20 protein-coding genes are annotated in these 20,250 nt (G+C 54.8%); 16 read left to right on the top strand and 4 right to left on the bottom strand.

Annotation, left to right across the window (positions count from 1 at the left end):
• The first annotated feature begins 61 nt into the window (after positions 1–61).
• The 6 genes from rpoE (at position 62) to lepB (ending at position 5,702) form a co-directional block, all read left to right on the top strand.
• The gene (rpoE, locus tag IP582_RS19085) at positions 62–637 is read left to right on the top strand and encodes an RNA polymerase sigma factor RpoE (RefSeq protein WP_000003307.1); all 576 of its coding nucleotides are present in this window, start codon (positions 62–64) and stop codon (positions 635–637) included.
• Between the two features lie 31 nt (positions 638–668).
• Complete coding sequence (rseA, locus tag IP582_RS19080; RefSeq protein ID WP_039079564.1) at positions 669–1,319, top strand: anti-sigma-E factor RseA; 651 nt, start codon at positions 669–671, stop codon at positions 1,317–1,319.
• Positions 1,319–2,275: a sigma-E factor regulatory protein RseB gene (gene rseB, locus IP582_RS19075; RefSeq protein WP_193794121.1), complete on the top strand. Its 957-nt coding sequence runs from the start codon at positions 1,319–1,321 to the stop codon at positions 2,273–2,275. Before rseA ends, rseB begins: the two co-directional genes overlap by 1 nt.
• A complete protein-coding gene (rseC, locus tag IP582_RS19070; RefSeq protein WP_071193439.1) occupies positions 2,272–2,742 on the top strand; it encodes a SoxR-reducing system protein RseC in 471 nt (156 codons plus the stop codon). The genes rseB and rseC overlap by 4 nt, the downstream gene beginning before the upstream one ends.
• A 169-nt stretch (positions 2,743–2,911) precedes the next feature.
• Complete coding sequence (gene lepA / locus IP582_RS19065; RefSeq protein WP_039079626.1) at positions 2,912–4,711, top strand: translation elongation factor 4; 1,800 nt, start codon at positions 2,912–2,914, stop codon at positions 4,709–4,711.
• A gap of 16 nt (positions 4,712–4,727) precedes the next feature.
• A complete protein-coding gene (lepB, locus tag IP582_RS19060) occupies positions 4,728–5,702 on the top strand; it encodes a signal peptidase I (protein WP_039079627.1) in 975 nt (324 codons plus the stop codon).
• Between the two features lie 156 nt (positions 5,703–5,858).
• On the opposite strand, the gene IP582_RS19055 is transcribed toward lepB, so the two are convergent.
• Positions 5,859–6,026 carry a hypothetical protein gene (locus tag IP582_RS19055; RefSeq protein ID WP_162303307.1) on the bottom strand — a complete coding sequence of 56 codons (168 nt, stop codon included), beginning with the start codon at positions 6,024–6,026 and terminating at the stop codon, positions 5,859–5,861.
• Here IP582_RS19055 and rnc point away from each other — a divergent pair.
• From rnc to acpS, 5 genes are all read left to right on the top strand, one after another.
• Positions 5,970–6,650, top strand: a complete 681-nt coding sequence (rnc, locus tag IP582_RS19050) for a ribonuclease III (RefSeq protein WP_039079783.1) — start codon at positions 5,970–5,972, stop codon at positions 6,648–6,650. The two genes, IP582_RS19055 and rnc, sit on opposite strands and share 57 nt — an antisense overlap.
• On the top strand, positions 6,647–7,558 hold the full coding sequence (era, locus tag IP582_RS19045) for a GTPase Era (RefSeq protein ID WP_039079628.1): 912 nt from the start codon (positions 6,647–6,649) through the stop codon (positions 7,556–7,558). Before rnc ends, era begins: the two co-directional genes overlap by 4 nt.
• A gap of 132 nt (positions 7,559–7,690) precedes the next feature.
• Positions 7,691–8,398: a DNA repair protein RecO gene (gene recO / locus IP582_RS19040; protein ID WP_193796309.1), complete on the top strand. Its 708-nt coding sequence runs from the start codon at positions 7,691–7,693 to the stop codon at positions 8,396–8,398.
• 100 nt (positions 8,399–8,498) lie between these two features.
• Positions 8,499–9,230, top strand: a complete 732-nt coding sequence (pdxJ, locus tag IP582_RS19035) for a pyridoxine 5'-phosphate synthase (RefSeq protein WP_193794120.1) — start codon at positions 8,499–8,501, stop codon at positions 9,228–9,230.
• On the top strand, positions 9,230–9,610 hold the full coding sequence (acpS, locus tag IP582_RS19030; RefSeq protein ID WP_039079630.1) for a holo-ACP synthase: 381 nt from the start codon (positions 9,230–9,232) through the stop codon (positions 9,608–9,610). Before pdxJ ends, acpS begins: the two co-directional genes overlap by 1 nt.
• 135 nt (positions 9,611–9,745) lie before the next feature.
• Here the strand turns inward: acpS and IP582_RS19025 are convergent, their stop codons facing one another.
• The gene (locus IP582_RS19025) at positions 9,746–10,006 is read right to left on the bottom strand and encodes a YfhL family 4Fe-4S dicluster ferredoxin (RefSeq protein ID WP_193794119.1); all 261 of its coding nucleotides are present in this window, start codon (positions 10,004–10,006) and stop codon (positions 9,746–9,748) included.
• Positions 10,007–10,064: 58 nt separating this feature from the next.
• Positions 10,065–10,913, bottom strand: a complete 849-nt coding sequence (locus IP582_RS19020) for a MurR/RpiR family transcriptional regulator (protein ID WP_193794118.1) — start codon at positions 10,911–10,913, stop codon at positions 10,065–10,067.
• 117 nt (positions 10,914–11,030) lie between these two features.
• Between IP582_RS19020 and murQ the strand changes: the two genes are divergently transcribed.
• The 4 genes from murQ (at position 11,031) to tadA (ending at position 14,500) form a co-directional block, all read left to right on the top strand.
• The gene (gene murQ, locus IP582_RS19015; protein ID WP_193794117.1) at positions 11,031–11,924 is read left to right on the top strand and encodes an N-acetylmuramic acid 6-phosphate etherase; all 894 of its coding nucleotides are present in this window, start codon (positions 11,031–11,033) and stop codon (positions 11,922–11,924) included.
• Between the two features lie 12 nt (positions 11,925–11,936).
• A complete protein-coding gene (locus IP582_RS19010; protein WP_193794116.1) occupies positions 11,937–13,295 on the top strand; it encodes a PTS transporter subunit EIIC in 1,359 nt (452 codons plus the stop codon).
• A 3-nt stretch (positions 13,296–13,298) separates the two neighbouring features.
• On the top strand, positions 13,299–13,934 hold the full coding sequence (yfhb, locus tag IP582_RS19005) for a phosphatidylglycerophosphatase C (RefSeq protein WP_193794115.1): 636 nt from the start codon (positions 13,299–13,301) through the stop codon (positions 13,932–13,934).
• Between the two features lie 62 nt (positions 13,935–13,996).
• Positions 13,997–14,500, top strand: coding sequence for a tRNA adenosine(34) deaminase TadA (tadA, locus tag IP582_RS19000; RefSeq protein ID WP_193794114.1), 504 nt, complete (start codon positions 13,997–13,999; stop codon positions 14,498–14,500).
• On the opposite strand, the gene mltF is transcribed toward tadA, so the two are convergent.
• On the bottom strand, positions 14,493–16,052 hold the full coding sequence (gene mltF, locus IP582_RS18995; protein ID WP_193794113.1) for a membrane-bound lytic murein transglycosylase MltF: 1,560 nt from the start codon (positions 16,050–16,052) through the stop codon (positions 14,493–14,495). The two genes, tadA and mltF, sit on opposite strands and share 8 nt — an antisense overlap.
• 256 nt (positions 16,053–16,308) lie before the next feature.
• On the opposite strand from mltF, the gene purL reads away from it, so the two are divergent.
• Positions 16,309–20,196 (top strand): phosphoribosylformylglycinamidine synthase, encoded by a 3,888-nt coding sequence (purL, locus tag IP582_RS18990; protein ID WP_193794112.1) that lies wholly within the window; start codon positions 16,309–16,311, stop codon positions 20,194–20,196.
• Positions 20,197–20,250: the final 54 nt, after the last annotated feature.

The following is a 20,250-nucleotide window of genomic DNA, read 5'->3' as shown; positions in this document are numbered from 1 at the left end:
CAGTTTTGGAGTGGCGTTTCATTTACGCGTGGAAATAGGTTTTGGGGAGATTTTACCTCGGATGAGCGAGCAGTTAACGGATCAGGTCCTTGTTGAGAGGGTCCAGAAAGGAGATCAGAAGGCGTTCAACTTACTGGTAGTACGCTACCAGCATAAAGTGGCGAGTCTGGTTTCCCGCTATGTGCCTTCTGGCGATGTGCCTGATGTCGTACAAGAGTCATTTATTAAGGCTTATCGCGCGCTGGACTCGTTCCGGGGAGATAGTGCTTTTTATACCTGGCTATACCGTATCGCTGTGAATACAGCAAAAAATTATCTGGTTGCTCAGGGACGCAGGCCGCCATCAAGTGATGTCGACGCGATTGAAGCAGAAAACTTCGAAAGTGGCGGAGCGCTGAAAGAAATTTCGAACCCTGAGAACTTAATGTTGTCAGAAGAACTGAGACAAATAGTTTTCCGTACTATTGAGTCGCTCCCGGAAGATTTACGCATGGCAATTACGTTACGGGAGTTGGATGGTCTGAGCTATGAAGAGATAGCCGCTATCATGGATTGCCCGGTAGGTACAGTGCGTTCACGTATCTTCCGAGCGCGGGAAGCTATTGATAATAAAGTTCAACCGCTTATCAGGCGTTGACGATAGCGGGATACTGGAAAAGGTATTAGGCATGCAGAAAGAACAACTTTCCGCTTTAATGGACGGTGAAACGCTGGATAGGGAGCTGCTCTCTGAGCTGTCTCGCGATCCTGAAATGCAGAAAACCTGGGAGAGCTACCATCTCATTCGCGACGCAATGCGCGGTGATACGGCTGATGTTCTCCACTTCGATATCTCAGCCCAAGTTATGGCCGCGATTGAAAATGAGTCTGTTCAACCGACGACACCATTAATCCCTGAGGCTCAGCCTGCGCCGCACCAGTGGCAGAAAATGCCATTCTGGACAAAAGTCCGTCCATGGGCCAGTCAATTGACACAAATGGGCGTGGCTGCATGTGTATCGCTTGCAGTTATTGTGGGTGTCCAGCACTATAATGGACAGTCTGAATCCACCCAGCAGCCAGAAGCGCCGGTGTTTAATACACTGCCGATGATGGGCAAAGCCAGCCCGGTAAGTCTGGGTGTTCCGGCTGATGCAACGGCGGATGTCGGTCAGCAACAGCAGGTGCAGGAACAGCGTCGCCGTATTAACGCCATGTTGCAGGATTACGAACTGCAACGTCGTCTGCACTCCGAACAGCTTAAGTTTGAGCAGGCACAAACGCAGCAGGCTGCTGTGCAAGTGCCAGGAAATCAAACGTTAGGAACCCAATCGCAGTAATGAAGCAACTTTGGTGTGCCATGTCTTTTGTGGCAGCAGGCCTGTTCTTCTCAAGCAACGCCTCGGCAGATACCTCGTCCGGGGCGTTGTTGCAGCAGATGAACGTGGCGAGCCAGTCACTCAGCTATGAACTGTCCTTTATCAGCATTAACAAGCAAGGGGTAGAGTCTCTGCGTTACCGCCACGCGCGTGTAAACAATCAACCTCTCGCTCAGCTTTTGCAAATGGACGGCCCCCGCCGGGAAGTGGTACAGCGTGGCAATGAGATAAGCTACTTTGAGCCGGGTCTTGAGCCCTTTACGCTGAATGGCGACTACATTGTCGATTCGCTCCCTTCGCTGGTATATACCGATTTCAAACGCCTTGCGCCTTATTACGATTTTATTTCTGTCGGACGTACGCGTATTGCCGATCGCTTGTGCGAAGTGATCCGGGTTGTTGCCCGTGACGGAACGCGTTATAGCTACATTGTCTGGATGGATGCGGAAACGCGCCTGCCAATGCGCGTGGATCTTCTCGACAGAGATGGCGAAACGTTGGAACAGTTCCGCGTGATTGCCTACACCGTAAACGGGCAACAGATCGCCAGCAGTATGCAGACCCTTGCTAAAGCCAACTTGCCGCCGTTGCTGTCCGTTCCGCAGGGCGACAGCGTTGCCTTTAATTGGTTGCCTTCCTGGTTACCGCAAGGTTTTAGTGAAGTCTCCAGCAGTCGTCGTCAGCTTCCTACCATAGACATGCCTGTCGAATCCCGCCTTTATTCCGATGGCCTGTTTAGTTTCTCGGTGAACGTCAATCGTGCTAATCAGAACAGTGCCGATCAGATGTTGCGTACCGGACGCCGGACCGTGAGTACAACCATCCGTGATAACGCTGAAATTACTATTGTGGGTGAATTACCCCCACAAACGGCCAAGCGTATTGCGGACAGCATCAAATTCAGGGCAGCACAATGATTAAAGAGTGGGCGACCGTCGTCTCATGGAAAAACGGTGAAGCGCTGGTGGAGTGCGATGTTAAAGCCTCCTGTAGCAGTTGTGCTTCACGAAGTGGATGCGGGAGCCGCGTACTGAACAAACTTGGGCCGCAAATGACCCATACCTTGTCCGTACCGTGCGATCAGCCGCTGGTTGCCGGGCAAAAAGTGGAGCTGGGAATTGGCGAAGCCAGCTTATTGACGTCAGCGCTGCTGGTGTATATGTCTCCGCTGGTTGGTCTTTTCCTGATGTCGGCGCTCTTCCAGACCCTTTTTAATCAGGATCTGGCCACGTTGTGCGGCGCCATATTGGGTGGGGTTGGCGGTTTTTTACTGGCGCGGAGTTTTTCGCCAAAACTGGCGAATCGTTCCGAATGGCAGCCGGTGATTATCAGCGTTGGCCTCCCTCCCGACCTGGTGCGCATCGACAATTCACCTGCCGAATAATGCCAGTGATTTTCCTGTCTTACCGGGGGGAATGCGCTGCCTGGTTTGTTGCCAGTATGAGCATTTCCCCGCATTGTGGTTGTAGTGTAGAATGCGGCGTTTCAGACTTTTGACGTCAGGCTCCGAACCGCGGCCTCTTAGTTATTCGTAAGGCAAAAAATCTCCCTATATGAAGAATATACGTAACTTTTCGATCATTGCTCACATCGACCACGGTAAGTCGACGCTGTCTGACCGCATTATCCAAATTTGTGGCGGCTTGTCCGATCGCGAAATGGAAGCTCAGGTTCTTGATTCTATGGATCTCGAACGTGAACGCGGTATTACCATCAAGGCGCAGAGCGTTACGCTGGACTTTAAAGCGTCCGATGGCGAAACCTATCAACTGAACTTTATCGATACTCCTGGTCACGTTGACTTCTCCTACGAAGTTTCCCGTTCGCTGGCCGCCTGTGAAGGTGCGTTGCTGGTGGTGGATGCCGGCCAGGGGGTAGAGGCGCAGACGCTGGCAAACTGCTATACCGCCATGGAAATGGATCTGGAAGTGGTGCCGGTACTGAATAAAATCGACCTGCCTGCAGCCGATCCGGAACGTGTTGCGGAAGAAATTGAAGATATCGTTGGTATCGATGCCACCGACGCGGTGCGTTGCTCTGCAAAAACCGGTGTGGGTGTTGTCGATGTCCTCGAACGCCTGGTGCGCGAAATTCCGGCACCTCAAGGTGATCCGGATGCACCGTTACAGGCACTGATTATTGACTCCTGGTTCGATAACTACCTGGGCGTCGTGTCGTTGATCCGTGTGAAAAACGGTACGCTGCGTAAAGGCGATAAAGTCAAAGTGATGAGTACCGGCCAGGTCTATAACGCTGACCGTCTGGGCATCTTCACACCGAAACAGGTTGACCGTACTGAACTGAATTGCGGCGAAGTAGGCTGGCTGGTTTGCGCCATTAAAGACATTATGGGCGCGCCGGTGGGCGATACCCTGACGCTGGCGCGAAATGCGGCTGACAAAGCGCTGCCAGGCTTTAAAAAGGTGAAGCCGCAGGTTTATGCCGGTCTGTTCCCGGTAAGCTCCGACGATTACGAGAACTTCCGTGATGCGCTCGGCAAGCTGAGCCTGAACGATGCATCACTGTTCTACGAACCGGAAAGTTCTACCGCGCTGGGCTTTGGTTTCCGCTGCGGCTTCCTTGGTCTGCTGCATATGGAGATCATTCAGGAGCGTCTGGAGCGTGAATACGATCTGGATCTGATCACCACCGCACCAACGGTAGTCTACGAAGTTGAGACCACCTCGAAAGAGGTTATCTACGTCGACAGTCCGTCCAAGCTGCCACCGCTGAACAATATTTATGAGCTGCGTGAGCCAATTGCCGAGTGTCATATGCTGCTGCCACAGGAGTTCCTGGGCAACGTAATTACGCTCTGTATCGAGAAACGTGGCGTGCAGACCAACATGGTTTACCACGGTAACCAGGTGGCGCTGACCTATGAAATCCCGATGGCGGAAGTGGTGCTCGACTTCTTCGACCGTCTGAAGTCAACCTCCCGTGGCTACGCGTCACTGGATTACAACTTCAAACGCTTCCAGGCTTCCAACATGGTACGTGTGGACGTGCTGATCAACGGTGAGCGTGTTGATGCGCTGGCGCTGATCACCCACAACGACAACGCACCATACCGCGGGCGCGAGCTGGTTGAGAAGATGAAAGATCTCATCCCGCGTCAACAGTTTGATATTGCCATTCAGGCGGCCATTGGTAACCACATCATTGCCCGTTCGACGGTAAAACAACTGCGTAAAAACGTTCTGGCAAAATGCTATGGCGGTGACGTTAGCCGTAAGAAAAAGCTGCTGCAGAAACAGAAAGAAGGTAAGAAACGCATGAAGCAGGTCGGTAACGTCGAACTGCCGCAGGAAGCGTTCCTCGCCATTCTGCATGTCGGTAAAGACGGCAAATAACCCTTAAGGAGTTGGCATGGCGAACATGTTTGCCCTGATCCTGGTCGTTGCGACCCTGGCGACGGGATTTCTATGGTGCCTGGATAAGTTTATTTTTGCACCCAAACGCCGTGAGCGTCAGGCTGTTGCCCAACTGGCAACAGGTGATGCCCTCGATAACAAAACGCTGAAAAAAGTCGGCCCGAAACCGGGCTGGCTGGAAACTGGCGCATCGGTTTTCCCGGTGCTGGCGATTGTTCTGGTCGTGCGTTCATTTATTTATGAACCCTTCCAGATCCCGTCAGGTTCGATGATGCCAACCTTGCTGATTGGTGATTTTATTCTGGTTGAGAAGTTCGCCTATGGCATTAAAGATCCGATTTACCAGAAAACCCTGATCGAAACCGGTCATCCGAAACGTGGTGACATCGCGGTATTTAAATATCCGGACGATCCGCGTCTTGATTACATCAAACGTGTTGTCGGCTTGCCGGGCGATAAAGTGAGTTACGATCCGGTCGCCAAAGAGGTTACCGTTCAGCCAAAATGCAGCTCCGGCCAGGCCTGTGATAACGCGCTGCCAATCACCTACAGTAATGTTGAGCCGAGTGATTTCGTGCAGACCTTCGGGCGCCGCACGGGCGGGGAAGCCAGCAGTGGTTTCTTCCAGTTGCCGAAAGGCGAGAACCGTGATGATGGTATTCGTCTGGGTGAGCGCAAAGAGACGCTGGGGGATGTCACCCACCGTATTCTGACCGTGCCGGTCGCGCAGGATCAACTGGGCATGTATTACAAACAGCAGGGCCAGCCGCTGGCGACGTGGATTGTTCCGCCGGGTCATTACTTCATGATGGGCGATAACCGCGATAACAGCGCTGACAGCCGTTATTGGGGCTTTGTACCAGAAGCCAATCTGGTGGGCAGAGCTACCGCGATCTGGATGAGTTTTGAAAAACAAGAAGGTGAATGGCCAACCGGCGTGCGCTTAAGTCGCATTGGTGGCATTCATTAATTCAACGGGGTGCGGACAGAATATCCGCACCCCGAATTATTTCCGCGATAAATCCGTTCAGACTAACGACATCCCATGTCGTTGCGTATAGAATGTTCCCCCGAAGTTTCAGGCTGGCTCCTCAGGGCGCCACAGCACACGAAACCGCGTTGGTTCTTACACTTCATCATGCGCGCCATCGATTAAAAGAGGCTGCCAATCGATGATATGTACTTTCAGGTCGGTTTCGTGTGCTGCATTGTTGACGCATTCATCTATTGGTATCGCATGAACCCCATCGTAATAAATCGGCTTCAGCGGAAGCTGGGCTACACTTTTCATCATCAGGAGCTGTTGCAGCAGGCATTAACGCATCGCAGTGCCAGCAGCAAGCATAACGAGCGTCTCGAATTTTTAGGCGACTCCATTTTAAGTTTTGTGATTGCCAATGCGCTATATCACCGTTTCCCGCGTGTGGACGAAGGTGATATGAGTCGTATGCGCGCAACGCTGGTTCGCGGAAACACACTGGCGGAAATCGCCCGTGAGTTTGAACTGGGTGAATGTCTGCGCTTAGGGCCTGGTGAACTGAAAAGCGGTGGTTTTCGTCGTGAATCAATTCTGGCCGATACCGTAGAAGCGTTGATCGGTGGGGTATTCCTCGACAGCGATATTCAGACTGTCGAGAAACTGATCCTGAACTGGTATCAAACACGTCTGGACGAAATCAGTCCGGGTGATAAACAAAAAGATCCAAAAACCCGTTTGCAGGAATTTTTGCAGGGTCGCCACCTCCCTCTGCCGTCTTATCTGGTGGTGCAGGTGCGTGGTGAAGCACACGATCAGGAATTCACTATCCACTGCCAGGTCAGTGGCCTGAAAGAACCGGTAGTAGGCACAGGTTCAAGCCGCCGTAAGGCAGAACAGGCCGCAGCCGAACAGGCGCTGAAAAAACTGGAGCTGGAATGAGCACTGAAACTGAAAAAACATATTGTGGGTTTATCGCCATCGTTGGCCGCCCTAACGTGGGTAAATCCACGCTGTTGAATAATCTGCTCGGGCAGAAGATTTCCATTACCTCGCGCAAAGCGCAGACCACCCGTCACCGCATCGTGGGTATTCACACCGAAGGGGCTTACCAGGCCATCTACGTGGACACTCCCGGCTTGCATATGGAAGAGAAGCGCGCGATTAACCGCCTGATGAACAAAGCGGCGAGCAGCTCGATTGGTGATGTAGAACTGGTCATTTTCGTCGTGGAAGGCACCCGCTGGACGCCGGACGACGAAATGGTGCTCAATAAACTGCGTGAAGGGAAAGCGCCGGTTATCCTGGCTATCAACAAAGTCGATAACGTGCAGGAAAAGGCCGATTTGCTGCCGCATCTGCAGTTCCTGGGTAGCCAGATGAACTTCCTCGATATCGTCCCAATCTCTGCTGAGACCGGCTTTAACGTTGATACTATTGCCAGCATTGTGCGCAAGCATCTGCCGGAAGCGGTTCACCATTTCCCGGAAGATTATATTACCGACCGCTCTCAGCGTTTTATGGCGTCCGAGATCATTCGTGAAAAACTGATGCGTTTTCTGGGCGCTGAATTGCCGTATTCCGTCACCGTTGAAATTGAGCGTTTTATTACCAATGAACGTGGTGGTTACGATATCAACGGGTTGATCCTCGTTGAACGCGAAGGGCAGAAGAAGATGGTGATTGGCAACAAAGGGGCCAAAATTAAAACCATTGGAATCGAAGCCCGTAAAGACATGCAGGAGATGTTCGAAGCCCCGGTTCACCTTGAGCTGTGGGTGAAAGTGAAATCGGGCTGGGCCGATGACGAGCGTGCACTGCGTAGTCTTGGCTACGTTGACGATCTTTAAGAGTTGATACTCTATGGATTTCGAGTTGCAGGAAGGCGGCAAGACCGTGAATCCCCTGGAGCTTACATCGGTAAGTTACTGGGGGGAGCTGGCGCAGCTAACGCGCCTGCAGCTTGAAAGACGACGAGTATGATGGAGGGCTGGCAGCGCGCATTCGTCCTGCATAGTCGCCCCTGGAGCGAAACCAGCTTAATGCTGGACGTCTTCACGGAAGAGTCGGGTCGCGTGCGCCTGGTCGCTAAAGGCGCACGTTCAAAACGTTCCAACCTGAAAGGCGCGTTACAGCCTTTCACCCCCTTGCTGGTACGCTTTGGCGGACGCGGCGAAGTCAAAACGCTGCGCAGCGCTGAAGCCGTCTCTCTGGCGCTTCCCCTTTCCGGGATTACGCTTTACAGCGGTCTGTATGTCAACGAGCTCCTGTCACGGGTTCTTGAACATGAGACTCGCTTCTCTGAACTTTTCTTCGATTATCTGCACTGTATCCAGGCACTGGCTGGCGCAATCGGTACGCCCGAACCGGTTTTACGTCGTTTTGAACTCGCGTTGCTGGGGCACCTCGGATATGGCGTAGATTTTCTGCACTGTGCAGGCAGCGGTGAACCTGTTGACGACACCATGACCTACCGTTATCGCGAAGAGAAGGGATTTATTGCCAGCGTGGTGGTGGATAACAGCACATTTACCGGGCGGCATTTGCGTGCGCTTGCCGAACGCGAATTTCCCGATATGGATACGCTCAGGGCGGCGAAACGCTTTACCCGCATAGCGTTAAAGCCGTATCTTGGGGGCAAACCGCTCAAGAGCCGGGAACTGTTTCGCCAGTTTATGCCGAAACGTTAACGGAGCCGAATTTCCGACTCGCTTTCGCCTTTGCGCATGTGAGCAGAAGGGCGGGGTGAGTAGAACGTAAAGACGAACGAAAAAGAAAACGAGGATTGTGATGGCTGAATTACTGTTAGGCGTCAACATTGACCACATTGCCACCCTGCGCAATGCGCGCGGCACGGCGTATCCGGACCCGGTACAGGCGGCATTTATTGCGGAACAGGCCGGTGCGGACGGTATTACCGTACATTTGCGTGAAGATCGTCGCCATATCACTGACCGCGATGTTCGCGTACTGCGTCAGACTCTGGATACTCGCATGAATCTTGAAATGGCCGTTACAGAAGAGATGCTGGGGATTGCGGTCGAAACTAAGCCGCATTTCTGTTGCCTGGTGCCGGAGAAACGCCAGGAAGTGACCACCGAAGGCGGTCTGGATGTGGCCGGGCAACGTGACAAAATGCGTGATGCCTGCAAGCGTCTGGCAGATGCCGGTATCCTGGTCTCGCTGTTTATTGACGCCGATGTTGAGCAGATCAAAGCGGCTGCCGATGTTGGCGCGCCATACATCGAAATTCACACCGGTTGTTATGCCGACGCGAAAGACGAAGCGGAACAGGCAAAAGAGCTGGAACGCATCGCTAAAGCGGCGACCTATGCGGCAAGCCTCGGCCTGAAAGTTAATGCCGGTCATGGCCTCACCTACCATAACGTGCAGGCTATCGCACGCCTGCCGGAAATGCATGAGCTGAACATTGGCCATGCCATTATTGGTCGTGCTGTCATGAGCGGCCTGAAAGAGGCTGTCGCGGAAATGAAACGCCTGATGGTGGAAGCGCGTAAGTAATGGCTATTCTTGGCATTGGCACAGATATTGTCGAAATTGAGCGTATTGAAGCGGTGATTGCCCGTAGCGGCGATCGCCTGGCAAAACGCGTGTTAAGCGACAATGAATGGGCCATCTGGGAGAGGCATCAGCAACCGGTGCGTTTTCTCGCCAAACGCTTTGCCGTCAAAGAAGCGGCGGCAAAAGCGTTTGGAACGGGTATCCGCAACGGGCTCGCGTTTAACCAGTTTGAAGTATTTAACGACGAGCTGGGCAAGCCCTGTCTGCGGCTGTGGGGGGAAGCGTTAGCGCTTGCGGAAAAACTGGGCGTGGCGCACATGCATGTCACGCTGGCAGATGAGCGCCGCTATGCCTGCGCGACGGTGATTATCGAGAGTTAAGGACCTTATTTCAGGGCGTCATTGGCGATGTCAGTTTGAACTCGCACAGCAGAAACCGGAGTGTACTCAGGTACGTGAGGATTGCGGGCACTGCCCTGGTTTAAAACGCCAGGTAAAATAGCCCTGAGTCAGGTTCTAGATCTTATCTGCGTGGTGCATTTGTACAAACTTGTCCCACAACTGCTCTTCGCTTTCGGCATGTGCCGGATCTTTCAAAATGGTATTGGGGATCGGGCACACTTTCTGGCAGGTCGGTGTTTCGTAGTGTCCAATACATTCCGTGCAGCGATCGCTGTTAATCTCATAAATGCTCTCTCCCATCGAAATGGCCTCATTAGGGCATTCGGGCTCGCACATATCGCAATTGATGCATTTTTTGGTGATTAACAGCGCCATCAGGAAAATCTCAGAAACCTCACACAAACAGGGCGGGCATTATACGATCATTCCCTGTTCAAACCAGTTTTTTTACCAGCTCCTCGCTGTGACGAATGCGTTCCGGCGCATGTTCCAGATCGCGCTGGACCAGGGCCATAAATAACAGATCGGTGAGCATCGTTTGGGCGCTGGTCGATGAGATAGCCGCGCTGCGGGTCGCCTGCTCTTCGGCAATCGTGTACAGACAGTGGCTGGCGCGCTGTTGCAGGGCATTAGGTGTGAAACCGGTAATCGCCAGAATGCGTCCACCGGCGCGCAACATTTCATCGGCAGCCATATTGATCTCGCGGCGCTCACCAGAATACGAGATCGGTAACAACAGATCTTGTGGATCCATCGCCTGCACCGTAGCCAGCAGGGCGTGCATATCCTGCTCGACTACGGCATTCAGGCCAATTTTCATCAGCTTCCAGCCAAAATTACGCGCCACCAGACCGGATGCGCCAATCCCGGTCAACACAATGCGTCTTGCCGTGCGCAGCATCTCCACGCTTTGCTGTAGCTTCTCTTCGCTGTTCACATCCAGCGTGGCGCGCATGGCGCTCAGATTCTCATTGATAAGCTTTTCGCCAACCACGCGCAGCGTATCGTCACCGAGAATCTGATTGTGCACAGTGATGGAGAGGGGAACCGGGCTGCTGGCGAGTGCCTCGCTGATCGCCAGTTTCAGTGCCGGAAAGCCTTTGAACCCCAGCTTCTGGGCAAATTTCACCACGCTCGACTGACTCACTCCCGCCTCCAGAGCCAGTTGCTGAGAGCTTAAATGACGAGCGCGATCGGGCTCGGCCAGCAAGAAATCCGCCAGCTTCTTATCGCTCTGTGCAAATCCGGCATAACGCTGGCGAATACTAAGTAAACAGTTCATCTCGTCTCCTGAGGCAAAATGTGACCACAATTACAAATACGCATTTGACGCAGGCAAATGAATTTTATATTCCATGTCTTGCTATTATTATGAATAAAAAATTCTTTAGGAGCAAAAATGAATCTTGGCGCACTGGTTTCCGAGACACGCAATCCAGAAACTATGGATTTAGACGCATTAACGACCATCGAATTAGTTAACCGTTTTAACCAACAGGATACGCTGGTCGCTCAGGCAGTAAAAGCCACCTTACCGGAAGTTGCTAGGGCGGTGGATGCGGCGGCGCTGGCGTTGAAAGCGGGCGGCAGAATTATTTATATGGGCGCCGGTACCAGTGGGCGACTTGGTGTGCTGGATGCTTCTGAGTGCCCGCCGACCTTTGGCGTGCCGCACGGTCTGGTGGTCGGGCTGATTGCCGGTGGACCTGGGGCATTGCTCAAAGCCGTTGAAGGGGCGGAAGACAATGCACAGCTCGGCGAGGACGATTTGAAAGCCCTCTCACTGAACGCTGCGGATCTGGTGGTGGGGCTGGCAGCGTCCGGGCGCACGCCCTATGTCATCGGCGGCCTGAAATATGCCAGTGCCGTGGGCTGCACCACCGTGGCGGTCTCCTGTAACCCGGATTCCCCTATTGCCCATGAAGCGGATATTGCCATTTCACCGGTGGTTGGCCCGGAGGCGCTCACTGGCTCCACGCGTCTGAAATCGGGCACTGCGCAGAAATTGGTACTCAATATGATTTCCACCGGGGCGATGGTGAAATTTGGCAAGGTTTATCAAAACCTGATGGTCGATATGAAAGCGACAAATATCAAGCTGGTGGACCGTGCCTGTCGCATGGTAGTAGAGGCAACAGGCGTCACGCGTGATGTCGCGGAAAGCGTACTGAAACAGACTGATTTCGACGTCAAACCGGCCATTTTGATGGTGTTGACCGGGCTTGATGCGCCTGCGGCTCGCGCGAAACTGACGGCTCATCAGGGCTTTTTACGGGCGGCGTTAGAAAACTAAAGAGGCGTGTGTATGGACAAAACAGCAGCGCTCGCCAGCGCCATCCTAAACGGCGTGGGCGGGCAGGGTAACATTCAGCGTCTTGAAAACTGCATGACCCGCGTGCGCGTCGAACTTTTCGATGACGCGAAGCTGGACCTGGCGGCCACAAAACAGTTGCCAGGGGTTAGCGGCTATGTCAAACAGGGCCAGCAGCATCAGTTTATTGTCGGGCCGGGTAAGGCGGCGCAGGTGGTGGATGCGATGCGAGCACAAATGAGCGGGGCGGACGCGGCGCTAGATAATGTCGAGCATAACAAGGCACAGGCGAAAGCCAAATACAAAGCCCCAATGAGTGATGCGCTGCGTAAGCTGGCAAACGTCTTTATTCCGCTGATCCCGGCGTTTATCGCCTCGGGGCTGATCACGGGTATTATCAATATCCTCAAACGTCCGGATATCGTCGGCGATTTTGCGACACAATACCCCAATATGCTCGGTTTGCTGGCCATTTTTGGCAGCGCTGTGTTTGCCATCATGAATATTCTGGTGGGGGTAAATACCGCGAAGGTATTTGGCGGCTCGCAGGCGCTGGGTGGGGTGATGGCCGGGATCCTCTCCAGCCCACAACTGGCGCAAATTACCCTGTTTGGCGAGGCGCTGCAGCCGGGCCGCGGTGGGGTTATCGCGGTGTTACTGGTCGTGGCCTTAATGTGCTGGATTGAGAAAAAATTTCGCGACATTCTGCCCGGCTCGATCGAACTTATCCTTAACCCGTTGCTGACCACGCTTATCGCAGGGACGGTGGCGATTATTGTGCTACAACCTTTGGGCGGCGTGATTTCCGAGGGCATCGCGCACGGGGCTTCCTGGGCTATTGATCGCGGCGGCCTGCTGGTGGGGGCTATCCTTGCAGGCGCATTTCTGCCGCTCGTGCTTACCGGGCTTCATCAGGGGCTGGTGCCCATCCACGTAGAGCTGGTACAGGCGCATGGTTACAACGCCCTGTTCCCGATTCTGGCGATGGCGGGTGTCGGGCAGGTGGGGGCGGCGATTGCGGTGCTCATGAAAACCCGTAATGCGCGCCTGAAAAAGGTGATCAAAGGCGCACTCCCGGTGGGATTACTGGGGATAGGCGAGCCGCTGATTTTCGGTGTCACCCTGCCGCTGGGGAAACCTTTTCTCGGCGCGTGTTTAGGCGGCGCCGTTGGCGGTGCGCTGATAAGCTACTGGAAAGTGGCGACGGTTATCACCTTCGGCATCTCCGGATTACCGCTTGCGTTAACCATTGTTACCGGAAAAGTGATGCTCTATCTGTTAGGCTATTTGGTAGCAGTGATAGCCGGGTTCCTGTTTACCTGGCTGTTGGGTTTCACCGATCCTGAGGAGTAACATTTGGCTACCAGCGAGCGTCGCATTGTCTTTTTTGATCTTGATGGCACTTTACATCAGCAGGATATGTTCGGCACATTCCTGCGCTACGCGTTGCGCCATCACCCTCTGAATGTCTTGCTGGTTCTGCCTTTACTGCCCGTCATTGGCGTCGCCCTGTTAGTCAAAGGGCGCGCCGCGCGCTGGCCAATGAGTCTGTTGTTATGGGGATGTACTTTCGGCCACAGCGAAATGCACCTTAAGCGGCTTGAGCAGAAATTTGCCACCTGGTTTCGCGGGCATGTCACGGCATTTCCGGTGGTGCAGGAACGACTCACCAACTATCTTCTGGCTTCCGATGCAGATATCTGGCTTATCACCGGTTCGCCGCAGCCGCTGGTGGAACAGGTCTATTTTGATACCCCCTGGCTGCCGCGAGTGAATATTATCGCCAGCCAGATTGAGCGCCGCTACGGTGGGTGGGTGCTTACATTGCGTTGTCTGGGGCATGAAAAAGTTGCTCAGCTTGAGCGCAAAATCGGCACGCCGCTGCGTCTGTACAGTGGCTATAGCGACAGTAAACAGGACAACCCACTGCTCTATTTTTGCCAGCATCGCTGGCGGGTGACGCCGCGTGGACAGCTCCAGCAACTGGAATGAGCGTGTGCAACACATAACGGCTGTGTATAATGCGCCCCGCTTGTTAACTGGAGTGTCCCCCTTTGTCCAACCCTGAACTTAACCACGACTACTGGATGCGCCATGCGTTAGCGCTGGCAAAACGCGCGTGGGAAGAAGGCGAAGTGCCGGTTGGCGCGGTGCTGGTCCACAATAATCAGGTTATTGGTGAAGGCTGGAACCGTCCCATTGGCCGCCACGATCCCACCGCACATGCGGAAATCATGGCGCTGCGCCAGGGGGGGATGGTGTTGCAAAACTACCGTCTGATTGATACCACGCTGTACGTTACGCTTGAACCCTGCGTGATGTGTGCCGGGGCGATGGTGCATAGCCGTATCGGTCAGCTTGTCTTCGGTGCGCGTGATGCGAAAACCGGTGCGGCAGGCTCGCTGATGGATGTGCTGCACCACCCGGGCATGAACCATCGGGTTGAGATTGTCGAAGGGGTTTTACGCGATGAGTGCGCCGGAATGCTAAGCGATTTTTTCCGTCAGCGTCGGCTGGAGAAAAAAGCGCAGAAAAAAGGGCCGGAGCCACTTATTTAGCCGTGCCAGGCACTTGCACCACCAGTTTGTCCGGTACGGTCAGCGGATTGCGCGGGAAGGCCTCGCCTGGCGTAAAAGCGCTAAAGGGCATGATACCGTACGGCGCACGATTGAACTCCTCCGCCGCCACCGCCGGATACCCTTGCGCCAGTTGTGATTTCTTCGCCGCCTCTTTCTCTTTTTCCAGCAAATACCCCACCAGGCTGATTTCGTATTTACGGATGTTTTCCACGTAGGCGTAAGCTTCATGCCCACGCGCATAGCCATAGGTGAGTTTGCTGTAATAAGGTTTCTGACTCAGCAGCGGCAGGCGCTGTTTTACGTCCGCCCAGCTATCCGGGTTGCCTTTTGTTTTCACCGTGAGCGACCGGGCGTCGAGCATGTGCGCATAGCCCATATTGTAGGCTGCCAGCGCAAACCAGATACGCTCGTCGCGAGGGACGCTGTCAGGTACTTTATCCATCATATCCTGCAGGTAGCGCGCACCGCCGCTGATGCTTTGCTCGGCATCCGTGCGGTCGCTAAGCCCCAGGCTTTGCGCGGTATTGCGGGTAAGCATCATCAGGCCGCGTACGCCGGTGGGGGAGGTCGCCTGGGTATCCCAGTGGGATTCCTGATATGAAATCGCGGCCAGCAGACGCCAGTCAATATCCTGCGCGTATTTCGTAAACAGCGGCTGGAGATCGGGCAGAACGCTGTCCACCGCACGTAAGAAGGTGCGCGTGTCGACGTAATCAAAATCATCGCCATGACCGAGGTACTTCTCTTCCAGGCGCGCCAGGGTCCCGTCTTCATTAATGTTATTAAAGAAGTCGAGCATCGCCGCCGACAGGGTATTGTCGTCATCACGGCGGCTAAACCAGGTGACCGGCTGCTCATCGCTGATATCGAGGGCGACGGCCAGTTCCGGATGGACGCGCTGGAACAGACTCACGGCGACAGAATCCGCTACGGTATAGCTGAGTTTGCCGTTCACCACGTCTTCAAGCAGATTGTTGGTGCCTGCTTTATCGTCCACCTTCCAGCTCAGATCCGGGAACGTTTTCTCTTTGAGTTCACGTAAATCGTTGATCGCCACATGGCCTGGGGCGATGGTGAGTTGGGTGTCATTGACGGTGGCCAGGCTGCGGGGGCGGTAGCTGCCAACGCGGTAAACCAGTTGCTGCGAAACCCAATAGTAAACCGGGCCCGGCTGGTAGTTTTCGAGGCGCTCATTGTTATAGACCAGGCCGGCTGCCAGCATATCGGCCTTGCCGTGGTCGAGATCATCAAAAAGCTGGCTGATATTCTGGCGTACGGTCACTTTCAGTTTAACGCCAAGATAGCTGGCGAACTGTTGGGCGAGCTCGTAATCAAGCCCGTAAGGTTTATTATCTACACTGGCATACGTCAAAGGGGATGCGATAGTGCTTATGCGAAGCTCGCCCCGCGCCTTGATGGCCGCAACGCGGTTGTCGGCTTTGCCGAACCAGGGGATAGAAGGCCACAGGGCCGCTGCCAGCAGCAGGGTGACGATGCCGATAAGCAGATAATTAATCTTAAATTTTTTCAATTAGTTAATTCTCTGCGCCGTGCGATGCCTCAATAAATAGCCGCCATGAATACAAGGATGTTTATCGGTCGTTGAGCGGCATTTTGCGCAACAATACGCCAGTTGGCAACTAATTAGCGAAGCCGCTACGGTTTGCTGCCAAATGCCACCCATGATTTTATTTCGACGCAAACGGTTTCGTCACCGCTCAGGATTCTCTATAATGACGCCCGTTTTCCCCCTGATGCACACTTAAAGCTTCGAAGACGAGAGACTTATGATGGAAATTCTGCGTGGTTCGCCTGCACTGTCCGCATTTCGTATCAACAAACTGCTGGCGCGTTTTCAGGCAGCCCGGCTCCCGGTGAGCAATATTTACGCTGAGTATGTCCATTTTGCCGATGTGAACGAGCGGCTGAACGAGGAAGAGCTCACGCGGCTGCAACGCCTGCTGAAATATGGTCCGAACTTGAGCAGCCATACCCCAACCGGAAAATTACTTCTCGTTACGCCCCGTCCTGGCACCATCTCCCCCTGGTCTTCTAAAGCAACGGATATCGCGCACAACTGCGACCTTGGCAAAATCAATCGCCTTGAGCGCGGCGTGGCCTACTATGTTGAGGCCTCAACGCTGACCGAAGCGCAATGGGCAAGCGTGGCGGCTGAACTGCATGACCGCATGATGGAGACCGTATTTACCGCCGAAGCGGATGCGGCACGCCTGTTTGAACATCATCAGCCTGCGCCGGTGCAAAGTGTGGATCTGTTAGGTGAAGGGCGTCAGGCGCTGATCGACGCTAACGTGCGTCTCGGCCTTGCACTGGCGGAAGACGAAATTGATTATCTGCAGGATGCGTTTAGCCGCCTTGGCCGCAACCCGAATGATATCGAACTCTACATGTTTGCTCAGGCGAACTCTGAACACTGCCGTCATAAAATCTTCAACGCCGACTGGGTGATTGACGGCAAACAGCAGCCAAAGTCGCTGTTTAAGATGATCAAAAACACCTTCGAGAAAACCCCGGACTATGTGCTGTCTGCCTATAAAGACAACGCCGCGGTGATGGAAGGTTCTGAGGTCGGGCGTTTCTTCGCTGACCACGAGAATGGTCGTTATGACTTCCACCAGGAAGCGGCGCACATTCTGATGAAAGTGGAAACCCACAACCACCCGACGGCGATTTCTCCTTGGCCGGGCGCGGCAACCGGTTCCGGTGGTGAAATCCGTGACGAAGGGGCGACCGGGCGTGGTGCGAAGCCGAAAGCGGGTCTGGTGGGCTTCTCCGTTTCTAACCTGCGTATTCCGGGGTTTGAACAGCCGTGGGAAGAAGATTTCGGGAAGCCGGAACGTATCGTTTCCGCGCTGGATATCATGACCGAAGGCCCACTCGGTGGCGCGGCGTTTAACAACGAATTCGGCCGGCCGGCGCTGACCGGCTACTTCCGTACTTACGAAGAGAAAGTGAACAGCCACAACGGCGAAGAGCTGCGTGGCTATCACAAACCGATCATGCTGGCAGGCGGTATCGGCAACATTCGCGCCGATCACGTACAAAAAGGTGAGATCACCGTTGGCGCGAAACTGATCGTCCTCGGCGGCCCGGCGATGAATATCGGTCTGGGCGGCGGCGCTGCCTCCTCCATGGCCTCCGGCCAGTCTGACGCGGACCTGGATTTTGCTTCCGTGCAGCGTGACAATCCGGAAATGGAGCGTCGTTGCCAGGAAGTGATTGACCGCTGCTGGCAACTGGGTGATGCCAACCCGATCCAGTTTATCCATGACGTGGGGGCGGGCGGTCTGTCGAACGCCATGCCGGAACTGGTAAGCGATGGTGGGCGCGGTGGTAAATTCCAGTTGCGCGACATCCTTAGCGACGAACCGGGAATGAGCCCGCTGGAAATCTGGTGTAACGAATCCCAGGAGCGCTATGTCCTGTCCGTTGCGGCCGATCAGTTACCGCTGTTTGATGAACTTTGCCGCCGCGAACGCGCCCCGTACGCCGTGATTGGTGAAGCCGTGGCAGAGCAACATTTGACCATGAGCGACAGCCACTTCGACAACCAGCCGATCGATTTGCCGCTGGATGTGCTGCTGGGTAAAACCCCAAAAATGACCCGCGACGTGCAGACACGTAAAGCGGCCGGTGAAGCCATCGATTCACGTGACATTTCCATTGCTGACGCGGTAAACCGTGTACTGCATCTGCCTGCCGTCGCCGAGAAAACCTTCCTGGTGACCATCGGCGACCGTACCGTCACCGGTATGGTGTCGCGCGATCAGATGGTTGGCCCGTGGCAGGTGCCTGTCGCTAACTGTGCGGTGACCACCGCCAGCCTGGACAGCTACTACGGCGAAGCGATGTCCATCGGCGAACGTGCGCCGGTGGCGCTGCTGGACTTCGCCGCCTCTGCCCGTCTGGCGGTCGGTGAGTCCCTGACCAACATGGCGGCCACGCAAATCGGTGAACTCAACCGCATTAAGCTCTCTGCAAACTGGATGTCCGCAGCCGGTCATCCGGGTGAAGACGCCGGGTTGTACGACGCGGTAAAAGCCGTGGGTGAGGAACTCTGCCCGGCGCTGGGCCTGACCATTCCGGTGGGTAAAGACTCCATGTCGATGAAAACCCGCTGGCAGGAAGGTCACGAGCAGCGTGAGATGACCTCACCGCTGTCGCTGGTGATCACCGCTTTTGCCCGCGTCGAAGATGTGCGTCGTACCGTGACGCCGCAACTTTCTACCGAAGACAACGCCCTGTTGTTGATTGATCTGGGTAAAGGCCATAATGCGCTGGGCGCAACCGCGCTGGCGCAGGTTTACCGTCAACTGGGCGATAAAACTGCCGATGTGCGTGATGTCCAGCAACTAAAAGGTTTCTGGAATGCAATGCAGGCGCTGGTGGCTGACGGCAAACTGCTGGCCTGGCACGACCGTTCCGACGGTGGTCTGCTGGTGACGCTGGCCGAAATGGCGTTTGCCGGTCACTGCGGTGTGAATGTGGATATCGCCGCACTGGGCCAGGATCATCTGGCGGCCCTGTTTAACGAAGAACTGGGTGGCGTCATTCAGGTTCGTGCAGCGGACCGTGAAGCTGTGGAAGCGCTGCTGGCGGCAAACGGTCTGGCGGATTGTGTTCACTACCTGGGTCAGGCCACGGCGAGCGATCGGTTTGTTATCGAGGCGGCAGGTCAGGCTGTGTTCAGCGAAAGTCGTACCACCCTGCGTATGTGGTGGGCAGAAACCACCTGGCAGATGCAGCGCCTGCGTGACAACCCGGAATGTGCTGACGAAGAGCATCAGGCGAAAGCCAACGATAACGATCCGGGCCTGAACGTGAAGCTCTCTTTCGATATTAACGAAGACATTGCGGCACCGTATATTGCGACCGGCGCGCGCCCGAAAGTGGCTGTGCTGCGTGAGCAGGGCGTTAACTCGCATGTGGAGATGGCGGCGGCGTTTTACCGTGCGGGCTTTGATGCCATCGACGTCCACATGAGCGATCTGCTGGCCGGGCGTACCGGTCTGGAAGATTTCCAGGCGCTGGTTGCGTGTGGCGGCTTCTCTTACGGCGACGTACTGGGCGCGGGTGAAGGTTGGGCGAAATCAATTCTGTTCAACAACCGCGTGCGCGATGAGTTCGAAACCTTCTTCCACCGTCCGCAGACGCTGGCGCTGGGCGTCTGTAACGGCTGCCAGATGATGTCTAACCTGCGTGAGCTGGTGCCGGGCAGTGAGTTGTGGCCACGCTTTGTGCGTAACCACTCTGACCGCTTCGAAGCCCGTTTCAGCCTGGTCGAAGTGACCCAAAGTCCGTCGCTGCTGCTGCAGGGTATGGTCGGTTCACAAATGCCTATCGCGGTTTCCCACGGTGAAGGCCGCGTGGAAGTGCGTGACGACGCACATCTGGCTCAGCTTGAAAGCAAAGGTCTGGTGGCGCTGCGCTTTGTCGATAACTTCGGTAAAGTGACCCAAACCTATCCGGCTAACCCGAACGGTTCGCCAAACGGTATTACCGCGGTTACCAACGAAAGTGGTCGCGTGACGCTAATGATGCCGCATCCGGAGCGTGTGTTCCGTACGGTTTCTAACTCCTGGCACCCGGAAAACTGGGGCGAGGACAGCCCGTGGATGCGTATCTTCCGCAATGCGCGTAAGCAGTTAGGTTAACCCCGTCCAGCACGCCCGGCCCACATGGTCGGGCGTGCTTCCTCTTCCCGGCTG

The organism is Citrobacter sp. BDA59-3, assembly GCF_015167655.1.
Lineage (GTDB): Bacteria > Pseudomonadota > Gammaproteobacteria > Enterobacterales > Enterobacteriaceae > Phytobacter > Phytobacter diazotrophicus.
This window is presented reverse-complemented; position numbering and strand designations above follow the sequence as displayed.